Origin of the sequence: uncultured Algoriphagus sp. (assembly GCF_963974835.1) — a bacterium.
Classification (GTDB): domain Bacteria; phylum Bacteroidota; class Bacteroidia; order Cytophagales; family Cyclobacteriaceae; genus Algoriphagus.
Window position 1 is genome coordinate 71,601 of the sequence record NZ_CAXBET010000001.1, and the last position, 21,255, is coordinate 92,855.

The window sequence follows — 21,255 nt, forward strand, 5'->3', positions numbered from 1 at the left end:
GGTTCAGCAAATTATTTGATCTCTACTTCAGCACCAGCTTCTTCCAAAGACTTCTTCAAGCCTTCAGCTTCGTCTTTAGCTACGCCTTCTTTCAATGCTTTAGGAGCAGAGTCAACTAGTTCTTTAGCCTCTTTAAGACCAAGACCTGTCAATTCTTTTACAAGCTTAACAACTGCCAGTTTTGATCCGCCAGCAGCTTTCAAGATAACGTCGAAAGTCGACTTCTCTTCTTCAGCCGGAGCTTCACCAGCACCAGCACCACCTGCTACAACTACTGCGCCTGCAGCAGCTGGCTCGATGCCATACTGATCCTTAAGGATATCTGTCAATTCTTTAACCTCTTTTACAGTCAAGTTTACCAACTGATCTGCAAGTTGCGTAAGATCTGCCATTGTATTTGAAATTTAATATTTGTTTGAATTATTTTTTTTAACTTATTTTTCTTCTCTATCAGCAAGTGTTTTAAGCACACCAGTGATATTGTTCTGGCCACTTTGCAACGCTGAGATAAGATTCATTGCTGGAGACTGTAGCAAACCGATAAGGTCTCCTAACAATTCCTGCTTTGATTTCAACTTCGACAACATTTCAAGGTTTTCTTCACCTACGAAGATATCCGCATCGATAGAAGCTCCTTTGAATGCTGGTTTGGTTGCTTTTTTACCTAATTTTTTTCTGAAATCCAGCAATACATTTGCTGGAAGATTACTCGTCTCATTTGAGAAGATAATTCCAGAGAATCCTTTCAATGCTTTATCTGACAACTCAGAATAGTCGCCTTCTAAATTTTCCAGTGCTTTGCTGATCAAGGTGTTTTTGTACACTTTGTACTCAACTCCTTTTTCGAAACAAGCTCTTCTGAATGCATTCACTTGGGCTACAGAGAAACCTGAAGCATCAGTGATATAGAAGAAAGGGTTTTCTTTAAATTTCTCAGTAAGACCGTCGATTATTACTTTCTTTTCGTCTCTAGTCATGATTAAATTCCTTGAATGCTACCCTTGTCCACTGCAATTCCAGGAGACATTGTACTGGATAAATGAATACTCTTGAAATATGTTCCTTTGGAAGAGGAAGGCTTTAGCTTAGATATAGTAAGGATAAGTTCTTTTACATTTTCTTCGATCTGCGCTGCAGTGAAGGATGCCTTACCGATACCTGCGTGAATGATTCCAAATTTATCTACTTTGAAATCGATTTTACCCGCTTTTACTTCTCTTACTGCCTTAGCTACATCCAGAGTAACAGTTCCTGATTTAGGATTTGGCATAAGACCTCTTGGTCCTAACACTCTACCCAATCTACCTACTTTCGCCATTACGTTAGGCATAGTGATGATGACATCAATGTCAGTCCATCCGCCTTCGATTTTAGCTATATAGTCGTCCAAGCCTGCGTAATCTGCACCTGCTTCGGTTGCTTCTGCTACTTTGTCAGGAGTACAAAGAACCAATACTTTGATGTCTTTGCCTGTACCATGAGGAAGCGCAACAACGCCTCTTACCATTTGATCAGCTTTACGTGGATCCACACCCAAACGGATGTCTAGATCTACGGAAGCGTCAAACTTCGTCATAGTAATATCCTTCACGATAGTAGAAGCTGCCTCCAGGGAGTACACTTGGCTTGGGTCGTACTTAGAAAGAGCTTCTTTTTGCTTTTTTGTTAACTTAGCCATTGTTTTTTATTTATACTTCCCAAGGGGCTTTTCCAGATACTGTGATTCCCATGCTTCTTGCTGTACCAGCTACCATTTTCATAGCAGACTCCACTTTGAAAGCATTAAGGTCAGGCATTTTTACCGCTGCTATTTCTCTCACCTGATCCCAGGTTACTGATCCTACCTTCTTACGGTTAGGCTCAGCAGAACCGCTTTTCAATTTCGCAGCCTCAAGCAACATATTTGCTGCAGGAGGAGTTTTTACTACGAAGTCAAAAGACTTGTCTGAGTAGATTGTAATCAATACAGGAAGCACTTGGCCCATTTTATCTTGGGTACGTGCATTGTACTGCTTACAAAACTCCATAATGTTCAGACCCTTGGAACCAAGAGCTGGACCTACTGGAGGCGACGGGTTTGCCTGGCCACCTTTCACTTGTAGTTTTAAATAACCAGTGATTTCCTTAGCCATTGCTTAGTCTTGTTTTTCTACTTGTATAAAGTTTAATTCGACAGGAGTATTTCGGCCGAAGATCTTAACCATAACATTAAGTTTTTTCTTCTCCTCAAATATCTCCTCTATTGTTCCGGTGAATCCACTGAAAGGACCGTCCATAACTTTGACTGTCTCTCCGACTATAAATGGTGTATCCAGTTTCTCTGCAAACTCGTCAATCTCTTCAACCTTACCTAAAATACGGTTGATTTCTGACTGACGAAGTGGCTCAGGGGTTTTGGAAGCCCCACCTGAGTTAGATCCTAAGAAACCGATTACTCCCGGAATACTTGTAATTACGTGATTGGCTTCACCATTTGAGAGATCCGCATTGACTAAAACGTAGCCAGGAAAGAAATTTCTTTCTCTAACACGCTTTTTACCGTTACGCATCTCGTACACTTTCTCAGAAGGTATAAGGACCTCAGGAATAAAAGCTCCAATATCCTGTCTGGTAATTTCATTATCCAGATAGGTTTTAGTTTTTTTTTCCTGTCCCGCTACTACTCTGAGTACGTACCATTTATGTTCAGCCATTCTGTAATGTCAATTCAATTAGAATAAATCATAAAACCATGTCATGATGTTTTCGAAGCCAAGATCTACCACACCAATAAACAAGGCAAAGATCAGGGAAGCTACTAACACCAATACTGCACTATTTTGAAGAAATGAAAATTTTGGCCATGTGACCTTATTTACCATTTCATCATAAGATTCTAGAACAAAGTTTTTTAGATTCATAGTGTACTTAACTTACTGGCACGGGCAGAGAGATTCGAACTCCCATCAACGGTTTTGGAGACCGCTATTCTGCCGTTGAACTATGCCCGTGTAAATGAACGTCCCGCTAATGGGAACGCAAAATTAGGTATTGATTACTAAAGAAACAAATGCGATCCCAAAATAATTTGAGATCGCATTGTATAATTAATCAATCTATGATTGATGATTAGTCAAGAATTTCAGTAACCTGACCAGCTCCTACTGTTCTACCACCCTCACGGATCGCAAAACGAAGACCTTTTTCAAGAGCAACTGCATTAAGCAAAGTTACTTCGATAGTCACGTTATCACCTGGCATTACCATTTCTACGTTTTCTGGAAGTTTTATCTCACCAGTAACGTCTGTAGTTCTAAGGTAGAACTGTGGACGGTATTTGTTGAAGAATGGAGTATGACGTCCACCTTCTTCTTTAGAAAGAACGTAAACTTCAGCGTTGAAGTGAGCGTGAGGCTTCACAGATCCTGGCTTACAGATAATCATACCACGTTTGATTTGTGATTTTTCAATACCTCTTAGCAATAGACCTACGTTGTCACCAGCTTCACCTCTGTCAAGAATCTTACGGAACATCTCAACACCAGTTACTGTAGACTTAAGGCCTTCAGCACCCATACCGATGATATCCACAGGCTCTCCAGAGTTGATTACACCTCTTTCGATTCTACCAGTAGCTACAGTACCACGACCAGTGATCGAGAATACGTCTTCTACAGGCATCAAGAATTCTTTGTCAACAGCTCTTTCAGGAAGAGGAATATAAGAATCGACAGCGTCCATCAATTCCATTACAGTGTTAACCCACTTTTCTTCGCCATTTAGTGCACCTAGTGCAGAACCAGCAATTACAGGGATATTATCACCGTCAAATTCATAGAAAGAAAGAAGTTCTCTGATTTCCATCTCCACAAGCTCAAGAAGCTCAGGATCATCCACCATATCAACTTTATTCATGAATACTACCAATTGAGGTACACCTACTTGGCGAGCCAAAAGGATGTGCTCTCTTGTTTGAGGCATCGGTCCGTCTGTAGCTGCTACCACTAGGATAGCACCGTCCATCTGGGCAGCACCTGTTACCATGTTCTTAACGTAATCAGCGTGACCTGGACAATCTACGTGTGCATAGTGTCTTTTTTCAGTCTGATATTCTACGTGAGAGGTGTTAATGGTGATACCTCTTTCTTTTTCTTCCGGTGCATTATCGATAGAAGAAAAGTCTCTTAATTCAGATAGACCCTTACTAGCCAGTACGGTAGTGATGGCAGCAGTCAAAGTGGTCTTTCCATGATCTACGTGACCAATCGTACCGATATTAACGTGCGGCTTGGAACGGTCGAATTGTGCTTTTGCCATGCGTGAAAATCCTCAGTTTAAGTTTAAAGATATATTTAATTTTTTTACTTATTAAGTCGAAATGAGCCAACGAGGGGATTTGAACCCCTGACCCCTTCCTTACCAAGGAAGTACTCTACCCCTGAGCTACGTCGGCTTAGACTCTTTCATCCCCTTAAGAAATCCTTAAGGGGAAAAAGAGCGGGAGACGAGGCTCGAACCCGCGACCTGCAGCTTGGAAGGCTGCCGCTCTACCAACTGAGCTACTCCCGCTTATAATCTGTTGAAATGAAATTCATCTCTTGCCCGCTCTACTTGTGAAATATTCCGCATTTCAGCTGATATTTCGGAGAGCTACTTCCATTAAATCCAGTCTTACCCAGATCTTTTTTCGCCCTGCAAAACTAGATAAAATTTTGCAATCAGGCAATGGTGTGGGGGAAATAGGATTCGAACCTATGAAGACATAAGTCAACGGATTTACAGTCCGTCCCAGTTGGCCGCTTTGGTATTCCCCCAACTAACGTTACATTTCGAACCTTTTTCTCGGGCTTTTCTATCGTAACGGATGGCAAAATTATAGGCTTTTATTAAAGATTCAAAACATGCATTTCAAATTTGATGAGATTTTGTTGTTTTTATTTCCAAACAATTATGAATCAACGTATTAATTTTCATCTTTTAGCGCTTCTAAAAAATACTCGTAGTATAATGTCAGTTCACTTTCAGTTTCTTGGCTTGCTACCTCATTGATTTTCTTTATAACTTCCGCATTGTCTGAAAATGCCAATAGGCCTTGAAAAGCACCTAAGCGAATATAATTCCTGGAGTGGTTTTTCATCTTTTCCAATAAAAACTCTATAGCTCTAGCTTCGCCCTCTTCAGGGAAACGACTGAAATATTCGCTTAGATAGCCCATATAATAATAGAGCCCCTCTCCAGAAATAGTATTCGCTTGACTGATAAACCAATCCCCCCTTCCAGAAATAGCATTTGTAATGTAATAGTCAGCAACAGGAATGACCATATGATAGTTTTGCTCGTTAGCATACTTTTCAATTACCATAGAGTCCACCTCAGTAGATTCCATGCTGACCAATCCCATCAGTGCAGATCCTGCCACCAAATACGATGAGTCGTTTACCAATAAAGAAAAAGTGGAAGAATAATCATCTGGAGAATATGCAGTAAGTACATCCAAGGCTCCTGCCCTTACCGAATTCCTTACATCCATCTTTGCCATATTTTCCACTCTTTTGGCAAGTTCCGGCGTATGGGCTAACCATTCGGTGTGGCTTTGGAGTATTGTAATTGCTGACTCGCGGACTGACCAAAACTCATCTTCCAGTGCCTCAGACATAATAGATTCCAGTTCGGTGACAGCTTCCCACGCTGCTAGGCTATCCAGTGCTTCGTACCTTGCAATCCCAAATTCAGAACTCCTGAATTGTGTGCGCATCTGCTCGGGAGTTACATCAATAGCCTTCTTCGCAAGTAGATTTTTCTCTTCATCAATAAACAGTAATTCTACTGGATTATCATTTTCCAAAGCAAATTGCTCAGCGGCTTTAGTGATCAGAAACTGCTTAGTTTTTCTTTTTTCATCCTCATACCAACTCAGCACCAACGGGATTTTATATAAGGGGGTAGTGCTCAAATCCTGCAGCTGTCTGACTGAAAAAGAAATGTTTTTAGGATTAGAATAATCTACTTCAAATTGAAGTTCAGGGTGCCCTTTTGCTAAAAACCATTGATTAAAGAACCAACTCAAATCCTCTCCACTTATCTTTTCGAAAGCAATTCTAAGATCATTGACTTCCACATTGTCAAAAGCATGTGTTGTCAAATAATAATGCAATGAGCTATAGAATGCTTCCGAACCTAAATATTCCCGAAGCATGTGAAGTATTGCACCTCCTTTGGAATAACTATGTGAGTCAAACAAGTCTTCGGCATCCTTATATTGAAAGCGAATGAGGTCAACCTGTTTGGTTTCTGCCTCAGCAAAATAATTTTCTGTTTCAGCAATTAATTTGAGTTTGGCTTCGTCTGCCCCATACTTATACTCATTCCACAAAAATTCGCTGTAGTTTGCAAATCCCTCATTCAGAGTGAGATTTGCCCAGGATTCTGCCGTCACATAGTCACCAAACCATTGATGAAATAGCTCATGTGCTATGATATAATCCCATTCAGTGTCTATAGCTTCACGATCAGTTAGGCGGAGTTCCTCCATAAAAATAGATGCCGTAGTATTTTCCATAGCACCTGATACAAAATCCCGTACTACAATCTGATCATATTTTGGCCAAGGATACCGCACATCCAGCAACTCTGAGAAAAAACGCATCATTTCAGGTGTGTTCTTGAACACTTTCCCGGCTCCATCCTCAAAGCCCTTTTCCACAAAATAACTTATTGGTATTCCGTCCCACTCGGTATCCACTTTGGCAAAATCCCCTATGGCAAATGCAGCTAAATATGCCGAATGGGGAAGCTTCATTTCCCAGTAATCCTTCCTCAACCCATTGCCCAAACTTTCTTGGCGGATCAGCTCTCCATTTCCAATTGTCACCAAAGTATCAGAAACAGTCAATTTAATTACCTGAGTAAACTTTTCATTTGGGGAATCTATTGTTGGAAACCACTTGGAGTTATGTGCCGTCTCTCCCTGGGTCCAGATCATGGTGGGTTTGTCTGGAATTGTATCCAACGGATCAATAAAATAAAGCCCTTTAGTATCAGTGATTGCTGCACTTCCGCTTCCTGAATTACGCTCAGGATAAGAAGTGTATTCAAATGCTATCTGAAAAGTATCAGTTCTAGTCAACTCTTTTGGAAGTTGGATTTTGATTTTTTCTTCATCATAATCATAAGGTAAAGGGGATTTCATTTCGTCTTGAATGAAAATAATTTCATCAAACTCAAAATCCTGCGCATCAAGAACCAGTTCTTTCTGAGGATAGAAAAATGGTTTTATTGTCAATTCAGCTTTACCTAAGACTGCCTGCCGTCCATAATCAAAAGATAAATCCAAATCAGTATGTAGAATATCAAAATCTTTTTTGGCCGAAGGTTGATACGTCTTCATTTCAAGTTCCTTGTCTTTGATAAGTGAATGAAACACTAAACTATCCTCCAGATCTATTACAGTTTCCAATGATGGGGAATGTTTCTGTTCTTGTCCCATCGATACTTTGTCAGCCTTACAACCCATCATCAGAGCAATCAATAAAAGTATTGGAAGTTTTTGTGGATTAGGGAGAAAATAAAAGTTCTTGAGAGCCGATTGATTCATATTTATTGCAAATGAAAAGGGTGCAGTTTTCCTGTAAATTGTATATTCGACATCAAATTAACATGAATGTTTACAGTTACCATCCAAAATAAAAGCTATTCGGTAGAAAAAGCAGACGACTCTATTCAGGTAAATGGTAAAGCTATAGACTGGGATCTGCAGTGGATATCAGACCGGAAAGTCCACCTTATCGTTGAGAATAAATCTTTAGAAGCCGAATTGATTTCCATCGAAAAAGATTCAAAAACAATTCAGATACGTCTTGGAAACAAAACGTCCACTCTCCAGCTTAAAGACCGATTTGATGTTCTTTCGGAGCAAATGGGAATGAGCAGTAATTCATCCCAAATGTTAAAAGAAATAAAAGCTCCCATGCCTGGGCTAATTTTAGACCTCAAAGTAAAACCAGGCGATGATGTGAAGAAAGGTGAAGTAGTATTGATCTTGGAAGCGATGAAAATGGAGAATATTATTAAATCTCCCGGCGATGGAGTCGTGAAGGTCGTCAAAGTATCGCTTCACCAAAGTGTGGAAAAAAATCAAGTACTGATTCAATTTTAGCTTTTAAGCCTAGCATAATGAAATGAAGAAATTATATTTGTCGGATTATTTTGTGCAAATCGAGATAAGACCGATTCTTTTTCAGTCAATAAGCTGAGTTTATTAATATCGCTAATCTGAGAAAAGTTTGCTTAAAATAATCGCATTAACAGCGAAAACTAACCTCTCAAATCAATACCAACCATCAACTACAAACACATGAAATACAAGAGAATACTGCTTAAACTCAGTGGAGAAGCACTAATGGGTGATAAGAGTTACGGAATTGATCCCGCTAGACTTCAGCAATACACGCAGGAAATCAAGAAAGTACAGGAGATGGGTGTAGAAATTGCGATTGTAATTGGAGGAGGAAATATTTTCAGGGGAGTACAAGCCGAAAAATCCGGAATGGACAGAGTACAGGGCGACTACATGGGGATGCTTGCGACTTTGATCAATGCTATGGCTCTGCAAAGTGCTCTTGAACAAGGCGGAATGTATACACGCCTAATGTCAGGTATCAAAATTGAAAGTGTTTGTGAGCCATTTATCCGCCGTAGAGCAATCCGTCATTTAGAAAAAGGCCGTATTGTTATTTTTGGGGCAGGAATTGGAAATCCTTATTTCACAACTGATTCAACTGCAAGCCTAAGAGCCATCGAAGTTGAAGCAGATATTGTTTTAAAGGGAACAAGGGTGGATGGTGTCTACACTGCAGATCCTGAAAAGGATTCCAACGCCACAAAATATAAGACCATTTCGTTTCAGGAAGTGTATGAAAAGAATCTCAACGTAATGGATATGACTGCTTTTACTCTCTGTCAGGAAAACAATCTTCCTATCATAGTATTTGATATGAACGTGGCAGGAAATCTCAGCAAATTAGTTCAGGGCGAAGAGATAGGGACTTTGATCACTTCTCTTTAAACTATAAAATTATGGAAGAAATCGAATTATACTTAGACGAAGCAAAAGAGCTGATGCAAAAAGCAGTGGCTCACACATCTGCCGAACTTTTGAAAATCCGTGCGGGAAAGGCAATGCCAAATCTCCTTGATGGCATTATGGTACAGTATTACGGAGCCAATACTCCACTTAGCCAAGTATCATCAGTCAATACTCCCGATGCTCGTACACTTTCTATCAAGCCCTTTGAGCGCTCAATGATCTCTGAGATCGAAAAAGCTATCATTAACTCTGATCTAGGGCTTGCTCCTCAAAACAACGGGGAAGTAATTATTCTGACTATTCCAGCACTTACCGAAGAAAGAAGAATCTCTTTGGTAAAACAAGCTAAGCATGAATGTGAAGGCGGTAAAATCTCTCTTAGAACAGTTAGAAAAGACATCAATGACGAGCTGAAGAAGCTTCAGAAAGATGGAGCAGCAGAGGATGAGATTAAACGGGCAGAAGATGTAGTGCAAAAGCTTACAGATCAATATTCAACTAAAATCGATGAGCTTCTTGCGAAAAAAGAAGTAGACATCATGAAGGTCTAATCATTAAAAAAACCCGGCTTCTGGCCGGGTTTTTTGATTTAATTTTATCAGTCATTAAAGTTCACGTTGATAAAAGTGGCGACGCCAAATCTCACACCGCCTCGCAGGAATTTCGCGTCTTCAAATCCAGCGCCTAATTCTACACGGAAGATTCTGAATAGATTATCCAAGGAGTATCCAACTTCCCAATAGTTAGGCGAATTGTCAGTTTTTAAGTAATTGAAAAAGATATTTTCACGTACTCCCGAGAATCTCAGCATGGGTAATTGGGTGAATATAAACTTCCTAAACTGGTAATGTACAATCCCTGAGAAATACTTTGAATTCGTGCTGTATTTATAATAGTCCATAAATCGGTAATTGGACGCTGGCCCGAAATTAGAAAAGATCGTTCGGTTACCCCCGAAGTGCTGAAAATCCGGAAAATACACTTGATCACTTGACAGAAATGCTCCTGCAGAAAGATTGAAATCAAGTTTACCGCTCACACCAAATGTGTAATTGTGCTGAATACCTAGCTCTAAATGGTCAAAATCTGCAGCCGTCCCATCGCTGCTTATTTTCCCAAAAGCTTTATTATATGCCAATTTGATTAAGGGAGATCGATCGGTAATAGGATATTTTCGCCCATTCCTAATCCCGTATTTTATCCCAGGCCTCCACTCTAGTTCTGTATTCAATTTTAAAATGTCGTGATCAGCAAATGAATTTGGATCCGTCTCTACATTCTCAGGCTGGTTTGCCGAATACTCTCTTCCATCTCTATTGTAGAAACTGTAATTATTGGTATTGAACAATTCTTTACGATGGGCATAGGTAAGATTTGCGCGATACGTGATGCCTCCATTCACCCGGTGCGCCCAGTAAGCTTGACCAAAATCCTGTTCGTAGAGTTTCATATAATTTTGACGAAATAACAACGAATACACCGCATTCACCTGCTCATTAATAGGTTCCCCTCCATTGAACTGATAAATGTACCGGCCACCTTTTACACCGAAAGTAGTACCTGAAATAGGTAGCGTACTCGACCATCGAAAATCCACTTTTCCGTAAAAGCGATTGCTGGAAAACCCATATCGAAGCTCAGGTTCGATGTTAAAACTTTTTCGGAGTGTACTCACGCTATCAGCCAACTTAGTTGAAGACTCTTTTCTATAAAAAAGCCCCAAACCGATCTTTGCCCCTTCTACTGTATTAAATGAAATCTTCGTCCAATTTTGCTTAAATCCTATAGAAGTTCCTTTCCCCAAGTGGTAGGTAGCACCATTCATGAAATCCAAGGGTTTATACTTACTTCTTGCTTTTTTAGCAACTGAATCAACTTCACTAATCTTGGCAGCTTCCACTGTAGCCAAACTATCATCACGCTGATACCCCATAATCTCGCTTTCAGTCAGAGGAACAGGACGAATGCTATCCCAATAAGCTTGATCATATTTCTTGGCCATGGAATCAACTTCGTAATAACTTTCCTGGATCACATCTGGCTCATCCTGCTCTTGCCGGGATTCCTTCTCATATTCATTAAGGAGTTTTCTATACTCTTTTCTGGTTTTTGGTTCATCAGAAGCTAGCTGCTCTAAAGCTGAAATAGTCTTATCGAACTTCTTAGCTTCTTCCGGAACTTCTTGTACTTTTTCATCAATAATATCAGGTACGATTTCCAGATCGGGATTCAATTCTATTTCATATTCACGGGTTGAGGCCAGGTATTTGAAATTACCCTCAAAACCGAAAATCTTTCCTCCAAAATCATAGGTATGCGTCAGCGGCATCCAAACATTTTCCGCTACAGGAGCATATTGCTGTTTTGCCTGAATCTGGAATCCGAGAAGTGAAGTCTGCAGGTTCAAACTATGAATCGCCCACAAATCCTCTATGATATAAATAAAACCTTCAAAAACCTGCTCTCCCCGGGATCGTGGGGTAACTTTGATTTTACTCACCATCACATTCTGATCGAAAAAGCTCCCTTCATATTTAAACTTATAATATTGGAAAGCTGACCGGGACAAGGGAGAGATTATTCCGTTGATTTTTTCCTGATAAAAAGTTGTTTGAATGTAAGGAGCCGGCGAAGTTGATTGATTATCCCCATTTGTCCGGATGGAGATCACTTTTTCCTCCACTTTATTAGGCTGGGTAAAAGTGATTCTAGACACTGATTCAGAAGTATAAGCTTCATTCAGCTTAAGTCCTTCTTTTTCTATGGTTTTCCTCATAAAAAAAGGCGCGTCAGTTAGTTTCCCCGTTCCTTTCAGGTAAACGGTCATGCTGTATTTCTGAATTTGGAGCCGGTGGTATTTTGCTTTAGCGATAGCTTTTCGCATGATCGTCAATGCCGGATCCTCCGCTCCTGCCCGTACTTCGACTTCTTCCAGCGTATATTCCTGGGGCTCCAGCACAAATTCCTTCACAATCCACTCATCTGTGACGATGATAGTTTCAAGCTGGGATTTGTATCCTAGATACTGTATAAGTACATCATAGACGCCCTTTGGAAGTTTATATTCAAAATTACCCTCTTCATTTGTAGGAACCCCATCCCCAAGATTGCGGATATAAACTGAGGCATAAGCCAAAGGCTGTCCATCTGCTGATTTCACGTTTCCTCTGAGACCTTGTGCCTCAGTCTGATTGGAAAAAAATAATACTGCGAATGAAATCCCCAAGAAGAATACAAGTTGTAATCGTTTTTTCATAAAAGTTGGTTTGTACCTAAAGTTAATCAGCTTTTCAAAAATGGTCTTCTTGCCATGTGCGTTTTAAGATGATTTAGTAAAAAGTATAGTTCGGAGAATGAAATTTTGGAAGTTGGATTAGCTTGATACTTAATTGAGATTTTCAGGAATTTAAAATACTTTTTTAATTATTTCTAAAAAGTATTTTGTGCCTCAAAGTAATCTTTAACGAACACATTCTTTTTTTATACAATTTAAAAAAAACTCTAATTCATGCCTTTTCGAAAATGGAAAACGATTTCCATTAGCATTATTACAGTGAATTAAGTGTTTAATTATCTAATCGTTAAATAAAACTTTATTTCGTTAAATCGATTTTTTCTAATTTCAAATCCAAAAATTGTTAATAATTGCAAAATTAAAATTATTACCAGACTTTAGATTCGAAATATTATGAGTAAACATCTATTTCGATTAATCAAACAATCAAACCCTATGCGAAACTATTTACTAAAACAGAAGACGTTTCTGCTCGCAATGCTACTTTTCTACAGCTGTATTGTGTCAGTTACCGCCCAAACCAGGACAATTACAGGTACAGTTATGGACGCCAGCTACGGTGGCCCTGTGCCAGGCGCAACAGTTATGGTGAAGGGTACCACACGTGGGATGTCCACAGACATTGATGGTAAGTTTTCATTGGAACTACAGCCTTCCGATCAAATTCTTGTAATTTCCTTTATTGGGTACACTACTAAGGAAGTGGAGATCGGTAATAGTTCTGATTTGACAATTGACCTAGAGGAGGATATCCAAAGCCTGGAAGAAGCAGTGGTAGTTGGATATGGTACTCAGGATAAAAAGGAAATCACTTCTGCTGTGGTGGGGGTTAAACCTGAACAATTTAATAAAGGAAATATTGCCAATCCCGCACAATTGCTACAAGGTAAAGTAGCTGGCTTATCAATCACCCGAGCAGGTGGTAATCCTAACGGGGGCTTTGATATTAGATTGAGGGGGCTTTCAACTTTCGGAGCTAACTCTTCCCCATTAGTGGTACTTGATGGAGTTATTGGTGCTTCTTTAGAAAATGTCGATCCTAATGACATTCAATCAATTGACGTTTTAAAGGATGGCTCCGCTGCCGCAATTTATGGAGCTAGAGGATCTTCAGGAGTAATTTTAATTACCACCAATAAGAAGAATAATCGAGAAGGCACTACCAATGTGTCAATCAATACATATGGAACAATGGACCAAGCGACAAATATGATTGACGTATTAAGTCCACAAGAATTCGTAGCTAGAGGTGGGACTGATTTTGGAAGTGAAACTGATTGGAGAGATGAGTTAATTCAAAAAGCATTTTCTTACTCTACTAATGCCAGTGTATCAGGCGGATTCAACAATACTAATTACCTCGCTTCGGTAAACTATCGTAACAATCAAGGAGTGGCTAGAGGAGTTGCTAATGAAAGATTAAATGCTAGGTTGAATATCAGACAAGGTGCGCTTGACAATAAACTTCGATTTAACATCAATCTCTCAATGACTGATGAAAATCAAGATATGATTAATAATAATGCATTTAGATATGCTACTATCTACAATCCTACCGCACCAATATTTGAAGATACCGAGGAAGCCCGCGTTAATTATGGTGGCTATTTCCAACGAAATCTAACTGATTATTTAAATCCAGTTGCTGTAAGTAAGCAGCAAAAGTTTGTGAATGAAATCAAATCTTCGCTATTCTCAACTTTGGTGGAATATGACATTCTTAATAATCTTACCTTATCAGCACAGTATTCACAGGATACGAGAAACTCACTTCAGGGTAACTTTTGGTCAAAACAAGATTATGGAGTAGGATTTGGCGCGGGAGGATCTGCACAGCGAATAACCAATGACCGTGTTCGTAAAATCTTCGAATCAACTCTTCGCTTTGAAACTGAAGTTACCAACAAACTTAATATGACATTATTAGGAGGTGTGGGATTTCAATCAACCAAAAACCAAGGTTTTAACGCCAGATCCCGACAATTCTTATTTGATACCGGTTGGGACAATCTCGGAGGAGGAGCCATCAGAGTTGGAAATAACACGGAATTATCTTCCTATGCTAATGAAGATCAATTGAATTCAGTTTTCGGTAGAGCAAACTTTAACTACGATAATGCTATCTTCTTCTCTGCTTCAGTTAGAGCAGAGACTTATTCAGGATTTGGTCCAAATAATCAAACGGGGGTATTTCCTGCCTTTAGTTTGGGGTCTGATTTCATGCGATTTTTTAATCTTGGAATTCTTAGCCAATTCAAGCCAAGAGTTTCATTTGGAGTAACAGGAAACTTACCTCCTTCTCCAACTTTAGCAATCGGCGCCTACACTAATGGAAATAGAATTGACTTGGATGGTGATCCTTTAACCACCAATGATGTGTATGTTGGTATTATTCAAAGTTCTAACCCAAATAAAGACCTTAAATGGGAAAGTAAACAAGAACTAAACTTCGGTATTGACTTCGGCCTTTGGAGTGATAAAATGACTGGTAGTGTAGATTATTACATCAGAAATATCTCTGACTTGTTGTTTAACGTGCCCGTTTCAGCAGGTTCTCCAAATACTTTTGATCCAGGACGATTTAATACAGTAGGTTCTACTTGGGTAAATTTAGCTGACTTAAGAGCTGCAGGGTTTGAATTCGCATTAGGCGTGACTGCTGTGAATTTAGGATCCGTGAAATGGACACCAAATGCAAACTTCACGATCTATGACAAGACTAAAATTGAAAGTTTATCTGCAGGAGAGTTAGGTTTTGACGAACTTAGGTTTGCTACTCCAGGATCTCCAGGTCAAAATAATAACCCAATTATTTATAACAGAGTAGGTCAAACCTTGGGTGATATTTATGCTCCGATACTTGAAGGATACACCGAATCCGGAGAATATATTTTATCTACAGACAATCCAAATGAATGGGAGAAAGTAGGAAATGGTCTTCCAAAAGGTGAATTTGGTTTTGCCAACAACTTTGTATATAAGCAATGGAATCTTAGCTTCTTCATAAGAGGTGCTTGGGGACACACACTTTACAATTCATACAGAGGATTCTATGAAAATGGTGATGCAAGCTCAAACGCTTACAATTCTGTAATTACAGACAAAACGCCAACTAATCCTTTGGTGACATCTTTACCAACTTTCAATAGTTCTTATGTGGAAAATGCTTCTTTTGCTAAATTGGACAACTTGGAATTGGGATATAACATTCCTACCACTTCTCAAAATATCAGTAGCTTCCGAGTATACTTTGCTGCGCAGAATTTATTTACTATCACCGGATATACTGGTATAGATCCAGAGGCTAGAACTACGGATACTAATGATGGCAATAACTTTACCTCGGCGCTTTCACCAGGTATTGAACGAATGAGTACGTACTTCCAAACCAGGACACTCACATTAGGCCTTTCTTTAAACTTCAAATAATTAAATATCATAATTATGTTTAAGCATATAAAAAATATTTCCCTTTTGACCCTTGTAATGATCACTATGGGATCTTGCTGGGAGTTAGATCAGGAGGTTCTTGATGGAGTAACTCAACAGCAAGTTAACAATAACAGTACTGATCCAAATTTGATCAATGTTTTAAAAGCCTCAGCATACTCCAGAATCGTGGGTAGCTGGGGAGCACATAATAGCATCTGGTCCATGCACGAAGTATCATCCGATGAGATGGTGGTTCCTCAAAAAGGAGCCGACTGGGCGGATGGTGGACTATGGCTTAGGATGCACAGACATGTATGGTTACCATCTGATGATGTAATGAACAATACATGGAATTATTGCTATACAGCAGTTGGTGAGATCAACAATCTTCTCGTTCAATATCCAGACCTACCACAATTGAAATCTGAATTGTCAGTACTAAGAGGGTTGGTATACCTATGGCTCATAGATATCTATGGCAATGTTCCAATTATAACTGAAGACGACCTTGGAGGAAATGCAGCTAACAATTCTAGACAAGAAGTATTTGACTTCATCGAACAGTCAGTTCTGGATAATATTGATGCTCTTACAAAAGACGATACTAAGACTACAATTAATTATTATTCAGCACAGGCAATATTGGCAAAGCTTTACCTAAACGCTGAAGTATATACTGGAACACCAAGGTGGGCAGATGCAGAAATTGCTGCAGATGCAATTATATCTAGTGGAGTTTATTCGTTGTCAACAAACTACTTTGCGAATTTTGCAACCCGCAACAATGGATCTACAGAGAACATATTAACCTTACCTTATGATGAGAACAATGCACCAGGTTTTAACCTGCCTATGATGACTCTTCATGGTTTAAATCAACAAACTTTTGATCTGCAAGAGCAGCCATGGAACGGTTATTCTTCTATGGAAGAATTTTATAATTCTTACGAGGATGTTGATGTGAGAAAAGACAATTTCCTTGTTGGCCCTCAATACTCCTCCTCAGGAGAGCGTTTAATGGACGTATCATTTGAAGAGAATGATCCAGATGGTGCTCCTCTTACTTTTACTCCGTTTATTAACATGTTAGAGCCAAATGCACTAAGACAGTCCGGGGTAAGAATAAACAAATTTGAATTCGCTCCTGGGTCAAACTCTAATTTAAGTAACGATTATCCTATATTCAGATACGCCGATATTATCATGGTTAAAGCAGAGGCGGCTTTTAGACAAGGTAAATTGGCAGATGCTTTAGATTATATGAATCAAATCAGAAACAGGGCGGGAGTAGATCCTTATACTGCTCTAACATTAGATGACATCTATGATGAGAGAGGACGCGAGATGTTTGCAGAAGCTTCACGTAGAACTGATATGATTCGATTTGGAAAATTCAGTGAGCCATGGTGGGAGAAAGAAGCATCTGCGCCTTTCAGGTATATTTTCCCAATTCCGCAAACACAAATCAACACAAATCCGAATTTAACTCAGAATCCAGGATATTAATTAGAAGTAAGAATATTTTAGAAAGGAAGTGTGCATAGTGCATACTTCCTTTTTTTCAAACTACTGTATGAATTTAAGGTTAGTTCTTTTACTGGTATTATCCATATTATCTTCCTGTTCCAAAAAAAAAGACGTTGAACACCCCCTATTTGAATTATTAGCCGCATCCGAGACAGGTATTAATTTCAGAAATGATCTTTCTTATACTGAAAAAATAAATCCATATACTTTTCGGAACTTTTACAATGGTGCAGGAGTAGCTCTTGCCGATATCAATCAAGACGGACTTATCGATATTTTTTTTTCCGGTAATCAAACATCCAATAAGCTATACTTGAATCAAGGGTCAATGAAATTCAAAGACATTACCCAGTCTGCCGGATTGGAGAGTGAGGACATATGGTCAACGGGTGTTAGCATAGCGGATGTTAACGGAGATGGGCTACCGGATATCTACGTATGTAAATCTGGACCTCTCGGTGGCCAAAAAAGACACAATGAATTATTTATAAACAATGGAGACCTTACTTTTTCAGAGAAAGCTCAAGAATACGGACTAGCAGAAATAGGCTTGTCTCAACATGCTGTCTTTTTTGACTTTGACAAGGATGGAGATTTAGACCTTTATTTGTTGAGCAATTCTCCAAGATCTGTTGGGATATATGATCTCAGAGAAGGCCAAAGAGAAATTCGTGATAAAGAAGGCGGAAACAAACTTTTTAGGAATGACGGACATAGTTTTACAGACATAAGCCAGCAGGCAGGAATCTATGGAAGTAGTATAGGTTACGGATTGGGTGTGACTGTCGCCGATGTAAACAAGGACTCTTGGCCAGATTTATACGTCTCTAATGATTTCTTTGAGCGGGACTATCTTTATATCAACAATCAAAATGGAACATTTACCGAAATGCTTCCTTCACTAATCGCAGAAACTAGCTTGGGCTCTATGGGAGCAGACATTGCTGACTTAGATAATGACTTATACCCGGATATTTTCGTTACCGAGATGCTTCCTTCCGAACTTAGCAGAATCAAAACCAAGACTCCACTCGAAGACTGGGACAAACACCAAGCGAATATCAAATCAGGCTACCACAGTCAGTTTACCCGTAATACACTTCAAAGAAACCTTGGTGTTGATTCTGAGACAGGACTACCGATTTTTATAGATGTGGCCAGGCAAGCTGGAGTGGAAGCTACTGACTGGAGTTGGGGTGCTTTGATTTTTGATACAGATAATGATGGGCTTAAGGACATATTTGTAGCTAATGGCATAGTTAAAGATCTTACAGATTTTGATTTCGTCGACTTTTATGTAAATAATCAGGAAAAAATAGCTGTTAATAGACGTGACTCTACCCTGCTGACTGAAATGATCGATCAGTTCCCATCAAATCCACAACAAAATTACCTATTCAAAAACTTAGGTAATTGGGAATTTAAGAACACTTCGGATTTGTTTGGTCTTACTCAGCTAAGCTTTAGCACAGGCTCCGCTTACGGAGACTTAGATAATGACGGAGACTTAGATCTAGTTGTTAATAATTTAAACGATCTAGCATTTATATATAAAAATAATACCTCTGAATTGGGTTTAGGGAATTATATACAATTGGATTTGGGACAAAACTTTGGGGCACAGATTACTTGCTATGTAGGAAGTCAAACATATTACCAGGAATTTCAGCCTAGCAAAGGATATATGTCTTCTGTTGATCCTAAAATTCACTTCGGTTTGGGCAACTCCTCAAAGGTAGACTCCATTCAAATCATTTGGCCAAATGAACAATCCACTATATTAAAAAACATTAAAGCTAATCAGTTGATTGCTCCAATTCCAGATAGGAATACATCCAAAACTACCCTTGAGATATCTGACAATACCATCTTCAAAAGATCTGACGTTTCTATTCCCTTCGTTCACAGCGAAAGTAAATTTGTTGACTTCGACAGAGATCGCCTACGATTTTGGATGATCTCAAACGAAGGTCCCAAAGTAGCAAAAGCAGATATTAATAAGGATGAGAGAGAGGATATTTTTATTCCAGGGGCAAAAGGTCAAGCTTCTGCTATTTTGACACAAAATGTTAAAGGGGATTTCAATATTTTGAATTCACCCATTCTTGCACAGGATTCATTGGCCGAAGATATATTGGGCGTTTTTTTCGACGCTAATGGAGATGGATTCAAAGACTTGATGGTTGGTTCAGGAAGTATAGAATTTGCTGATAATGCCTCATATTATCGCGATCGCTTGTATTTCAATGATGGTGTTGGGAATTTCTCAAAATCAAATAATATTTTTTCTTCAAAACCTACCTCTTTTATCCTAGCTGAAGACTTTGACAAGGATGGAGACAAGGATTTAATCATTGGCTACCGCTCAGTTCCATTTGCATATGGAATCCCAACAGGATTAGAAATATGGAAAAATGACGGAAAAGGAAATTTCTCCAATATAACCAACTCCTTCAACCCAGAATTAAACTCGTTGGGAATGCTCACCGACGGACAGTGGGTAGATTTAAACCAAGATGGAAACATGGAACTGATTATCTCAGGAGAATGGATGCCTATCAGGATTTTCAGCTTTGTAGATAATGATTTTAGAGAAACAAGCGAACAATTTGGTGTTCAAAACACGAGTGGACTTTGGAATAAATTGATGGTGGAGGATGTGACAAGAGATGGTTTGCCTGATATTTTTGGAGGAAATATTGGTTTAAATACCCGTTTATATACGACTCAGGAAAGCCCTTTACAATTGATCATAAACGATTTTGATCAAAATGGTTCAATAGAACAAATCCTTGTTTCCTCCAAAGACGGAAAATCAATTCCTTGGCTTATGAGAAACACACTGTTGAAGCAATTACCGGCTTTGCGAAAACAGCTTTCAACTTATGAGTCTTATGCAAATAAAAGTATAGAAGAACTTTTCCCGCCATCTGTACTTTCAAAATCCATAACTTTGAGCCTAGATATACTAGCTTCTACACTCTGGATCAATGATGGAAAAGGAAAGTTTATCAAAGCTACTCTACCACAAGAAATACAATCCGCTCCTATCTACGCGATCCAGAAAGAAACATCGGAGGATGGTAAAACGCTGATAATACTAGGTGGAAATCAAAGTCGGATTAAACCAGAACTTGGTAGTCAAATGGGAAGTTATGGCTGGGTATTAAATCAAGAAACGAATGGTGAATGGAGAGTTCTATTTCCTGATAAAAGCGGTCTAAAAGTAGATGGGGAAATACGAAGTATTTTACCGATAACTATTAAAAATAAAAAGCAATTAGTCCTATTCAGATCAAATGATAAAGCAATTGTATATGAAATGCATTAGCGTAGTTGTATTGGCTATTTTGATTTCTATGTTGGTATCATGCCAATCAGAATATCAGAAGCTGGAGAAAAAGGAATTAGCCTCTGGTAAGATAGAGAATGAACTGTATTTGGGGTTGGAACTCGGAATGACTAAAAAACAATTTTTCACTACTTGCTGGAACCTAAATAAAAAAAGAATCCTAAATAATGGGCCTTCCGAACTTTCGGTTGAATATAAATTAACGCTTCCATCCGGAAAGCCTGCCGAAATGCGTTTCTATCCCAAATTTAAGGATGAACGAATTTATGAAATGCCTATTGAGTTTTCTTATGATGGCTGGGCTCCATGGAACGAGGAACTTAATTCCGAAAATCTTTCTAACGATGTAAAAGACCTATTTGAAGAATGGTACGGCCCTGGATTTATAGAAGTAAGTAACACTGATAAGAGTCAGGTTGCCCAGGTAAAAGTAGATGGAAATCGACGTGTTAGGATATATGTCAAGCATACCTCTGCCGTAAGAGTAGATATAGTCGATCTCAACGTGATTAAAGACCTCAATGAGAATCCCTCATGATTAGTAGAATAATATACATAGTATCAATTTTGTCAATTTTTTCGTGT

16 protein-coding genes and 4 tRNA genes are annotated in these 21,255 nt (G+C 39.0%); 7 read left to right on the forward strand and 13 right to left on the reverse strand.

Going from position 1 to position 21,255, the window contains the following annotated elements; translation table 11 throughout:
* Positions 1 to 11: 11 nt before the first annotated feature.
* The 12 genes from rplL to AACZ73_RS00455 form a co-directional block, all read right to left on the reverse strand.
* Positions 12 to 392: a 50S ribosomal protein L7/L12 gene (gene rplL, locus AACZ73_RS00400; RefSeq protein ID WP_339874434.1), complete on the reverse strand. Its 381-nt coding sequence runs from the start codon at positions 390 to 392 to the stop codon at positions 12 to 14.
* Positions 393 to 434: 42 nt separating this feature from the next.
* Positions 435 to 977, reverse strand: coding sequence for a 50S ribosomal protein L10 (rplJ, locus tag AACZ73_RS00405; RefSeq protein ID WP_339874435.1), 543 nt, complete (start codon positions 975 to 977; stop codon positions 435 to 437).
* A 2-nt stretch (positions 978 to 979) separates the two neighbouring features.
* Complete coding sequence (rplA, locus tag AACZ73_RS00410) at positions 980 to 1,678, reverse strand: 50S ribosomal protein L1 (RefSeq protein WP_057939467.1); 699 nt, start codon at positions 1,676 to 1,678, stop codon at positions 980 to 982.
* Between the two features lie 10 nt (positions 1,679 to 1,688).
* On the reverse strand, positions 1,689 to 2,132 hold the full coding sequence (gene rplK / locus AACZ73_RS00415) for a 50S ribosomal protein L11 (protein ID WP_111316659.1): 444 nt from the start codon (positions 2,130 to 2,132) through the stop codon (positions 1,689 to 1,691).
* Between the two features lie 3 nt (positions 2,133 to 2,135).
* On the reverse strand, positions 2,136 to 2,693 hold the full coding sequence (gene nusG / locus AACZ73_RS00420) for a transcription termination/antitermination protein NusG (RefSeq protein ID WP_339874439.1): 558 nt from the start codon (positions 2,691 to 2,693) through the stop codon (positions 2,136 to 2,138).
* Between the two features lie 18 nt (positions 2,694 to 2,711).
* On the reverse strand, positions 2,712 to 2,900 hold the full coding sequence (gene secE, locus AACZ73_RS00425) for a preprotein translocase subunit SecE (protein WP_091692128.1): 189 nt from the start codon (positions 2,898 to 2,900) through the stop codon (positions 2,712 to 2,714).
* Positions 2,901 to 2,916: 16 nt separating this feature from the next.
* A tRNA-Trp gene (locus AACZ73_RS00430) sits at positions 2,917 to 2,990 on the reverse strand.
* A gap of 118 nt (positions 2,991 to 3,108) precedes the next feature.
* Positions 3,109 to 4,296 carry an elongation factor Tu gene (tuf, locus tag AACZ73_RS00435; protein ID WP_339874442.1) on the reverse strand — a complete coding sequence of 396 codons (1,188 nt, stop codon included), beginning with the start codon at positions 4,294 to 4,296 and terminating at the stop codon, positions 3,109 to 3,111.
* Positions 4,297 to 4,360: 64 nt separating this feature from the next.
* Positions 4,361 to 4,432: transfer RNA gene (locus AACZ73_RS00440), tRNA-Thr, on the reverse strand.
* 43 nt (positions 4,433 to 4,475) lie between these two features.
* Positions 4,476 to 4,548, reverse strand: a tRNA-Gly gene (locus AACZ73_RS00445).
* A gap of 162 nt (positions 4,549 to 4,710) precedes the next feature.
* Positions 4,711 to 4,793 (reverse strand) — tRNA-Tyr (locus tag AACZ73_RS00450).
* Positions 4,794 to 4,942: 149 nt separating this feature from the next.
* Positions 4,943 to 7,573 carry a M1 family metallopeptidase gene (locus AACZ73_RS00455; RefSeq protein ID WP_339874443.1) on the reverse strand — a complete coding sequence of 877 codons (2,631 nt, stop codon included), beginning with the start codon at positions 7,571 to 7,573 and terminating at the stop codon, positions 4,943 to 4,945.
* Between the two features lie 66 nt (positions 7,574 to 7,639).
* On the opposite strand from AACZ73_RS00455, the gene AACZ73_RS00460 reads away from it, so the two are divergent.
* From AACZ73_RS00460 to frr, 3 genes are all read left to right on the forward strand, one after another.
* Entirely contained in the window at positions 7,640 to 8,134 is a 495-nt protein-coding gene (locus AACZ73_RS00460; RefSeq protein ID WP_339874444.1) for a biotin/lipoyl-containing protein, read from the forward strand.
* Between the two features lie 198 nt (positions 8,135 to 8,332).
* Positions 8,333 to 9,043 carry a UMP kinase gene (gene pyrH / locus AACZ73_RS00465; protein ID WP_339874446.1) on the forward strand — a complete coding sequence of 237 codons (711 nt, stop codon included), beginning with the start codon at positions 8,333 to 8,335 and terminating at the stop codon, positions 9,041 to 9,043.
* A gap of 11 nt (positions 9,044 to 9,054) precedes the next feature.
* A complete protein-coding gene (frr, locus tag AACZ73_RS00470; protein ID WP_339874448.1) occupies positions 9,055 to 9,615 on the forward strand; it encodes a ribosome recycling factor in 561 nt (186 codons plus the stop codon).
* Positions 9,616 to 9,662: 47 nt separating this feature from the next.
* Here frr and AACZ73_RS00475 read toward each other — a convergent pair whose 3' ends face one another.
* The gene (locus AACZ73_RS00475) at positions 9,663 to 12,320 is read right to left on the reverse strand and encodes a DUF5686 and carboxypeptidase regulatory-like domain-containing protein (protein WP_339874450.1); all 2,658 of its coding nucleotides are present in this window, start codon (positions 12,318 to 12,320) and stop codon (positions 9,663 to 9,665) included.
* Between the two features lie 474 nt (positions 12,321 to 12,794).
* Here AACZ73_RS00475 and AACZ73_RS00480 point away from each other — a divergent pair, with 474 nt between their 5' ends.
* From AACZ73_RS00480 to AACZ73_RS00495, 4 genes are all read left to right on the forward strand, one after another.
* Positions 12,795 to 15,788, forward strand: coding sequence for a SusC/RagA family TonB-linked outer membrane protein (locus AACZ73_RS00480; RefSeq protein WP_339874452.1), 2,994 nt, complete (start codon positions 12,795 to 12,797; stop codon positions 15,786 to 15,788).
* A 15-nt stretch (positions 15,789 to 15,803) separates the two neighbouring features.
* On the forward strand, positions 15,804 to 17,297 hold the full coding sequence (locus AACZ73_RS00485) for a RagB/SusD family nutrient uptake outer membrane protein (protein ID WP_339874453.1): 1,494 nt from the start codon (positions 15,804 to 15,806) through the stop codon (positions 17,295 to 17,297).
* A gap of 67 nt (positions 17,298 to 17,364) precedes the next feature.
* Positions 17,365 to 20,649: a VCBS repeat-containing protein gene (locus AACZ73_RS00490; protein ID WP_339874454.1), complete on the forward strand. Its 3,285-nt coding sequence runs from the start codon at positions 17,365 to 17,367 to the stop codon at positions 20,647 to 20,649.
* The gene (locus AACZ73_RS00495) at positions 20,636 to 21,208 is read left to right on the forward strand and encodes a hypothetical protein (protein ID WP_339874455.1); all 573 of its coding nucleotides are present in this window, start codon (positions 20,636 to 20,638) and stop codon (positions 21,206 to 21,208) included. The genes AACZ73_RS00490 and AACZ73_RS00495 overlap by 14 nt, the downstream gene beginning before the upstream one ends.
* Positions 21,209 to 21,255 lie beyond the last annotated feature (47 nt).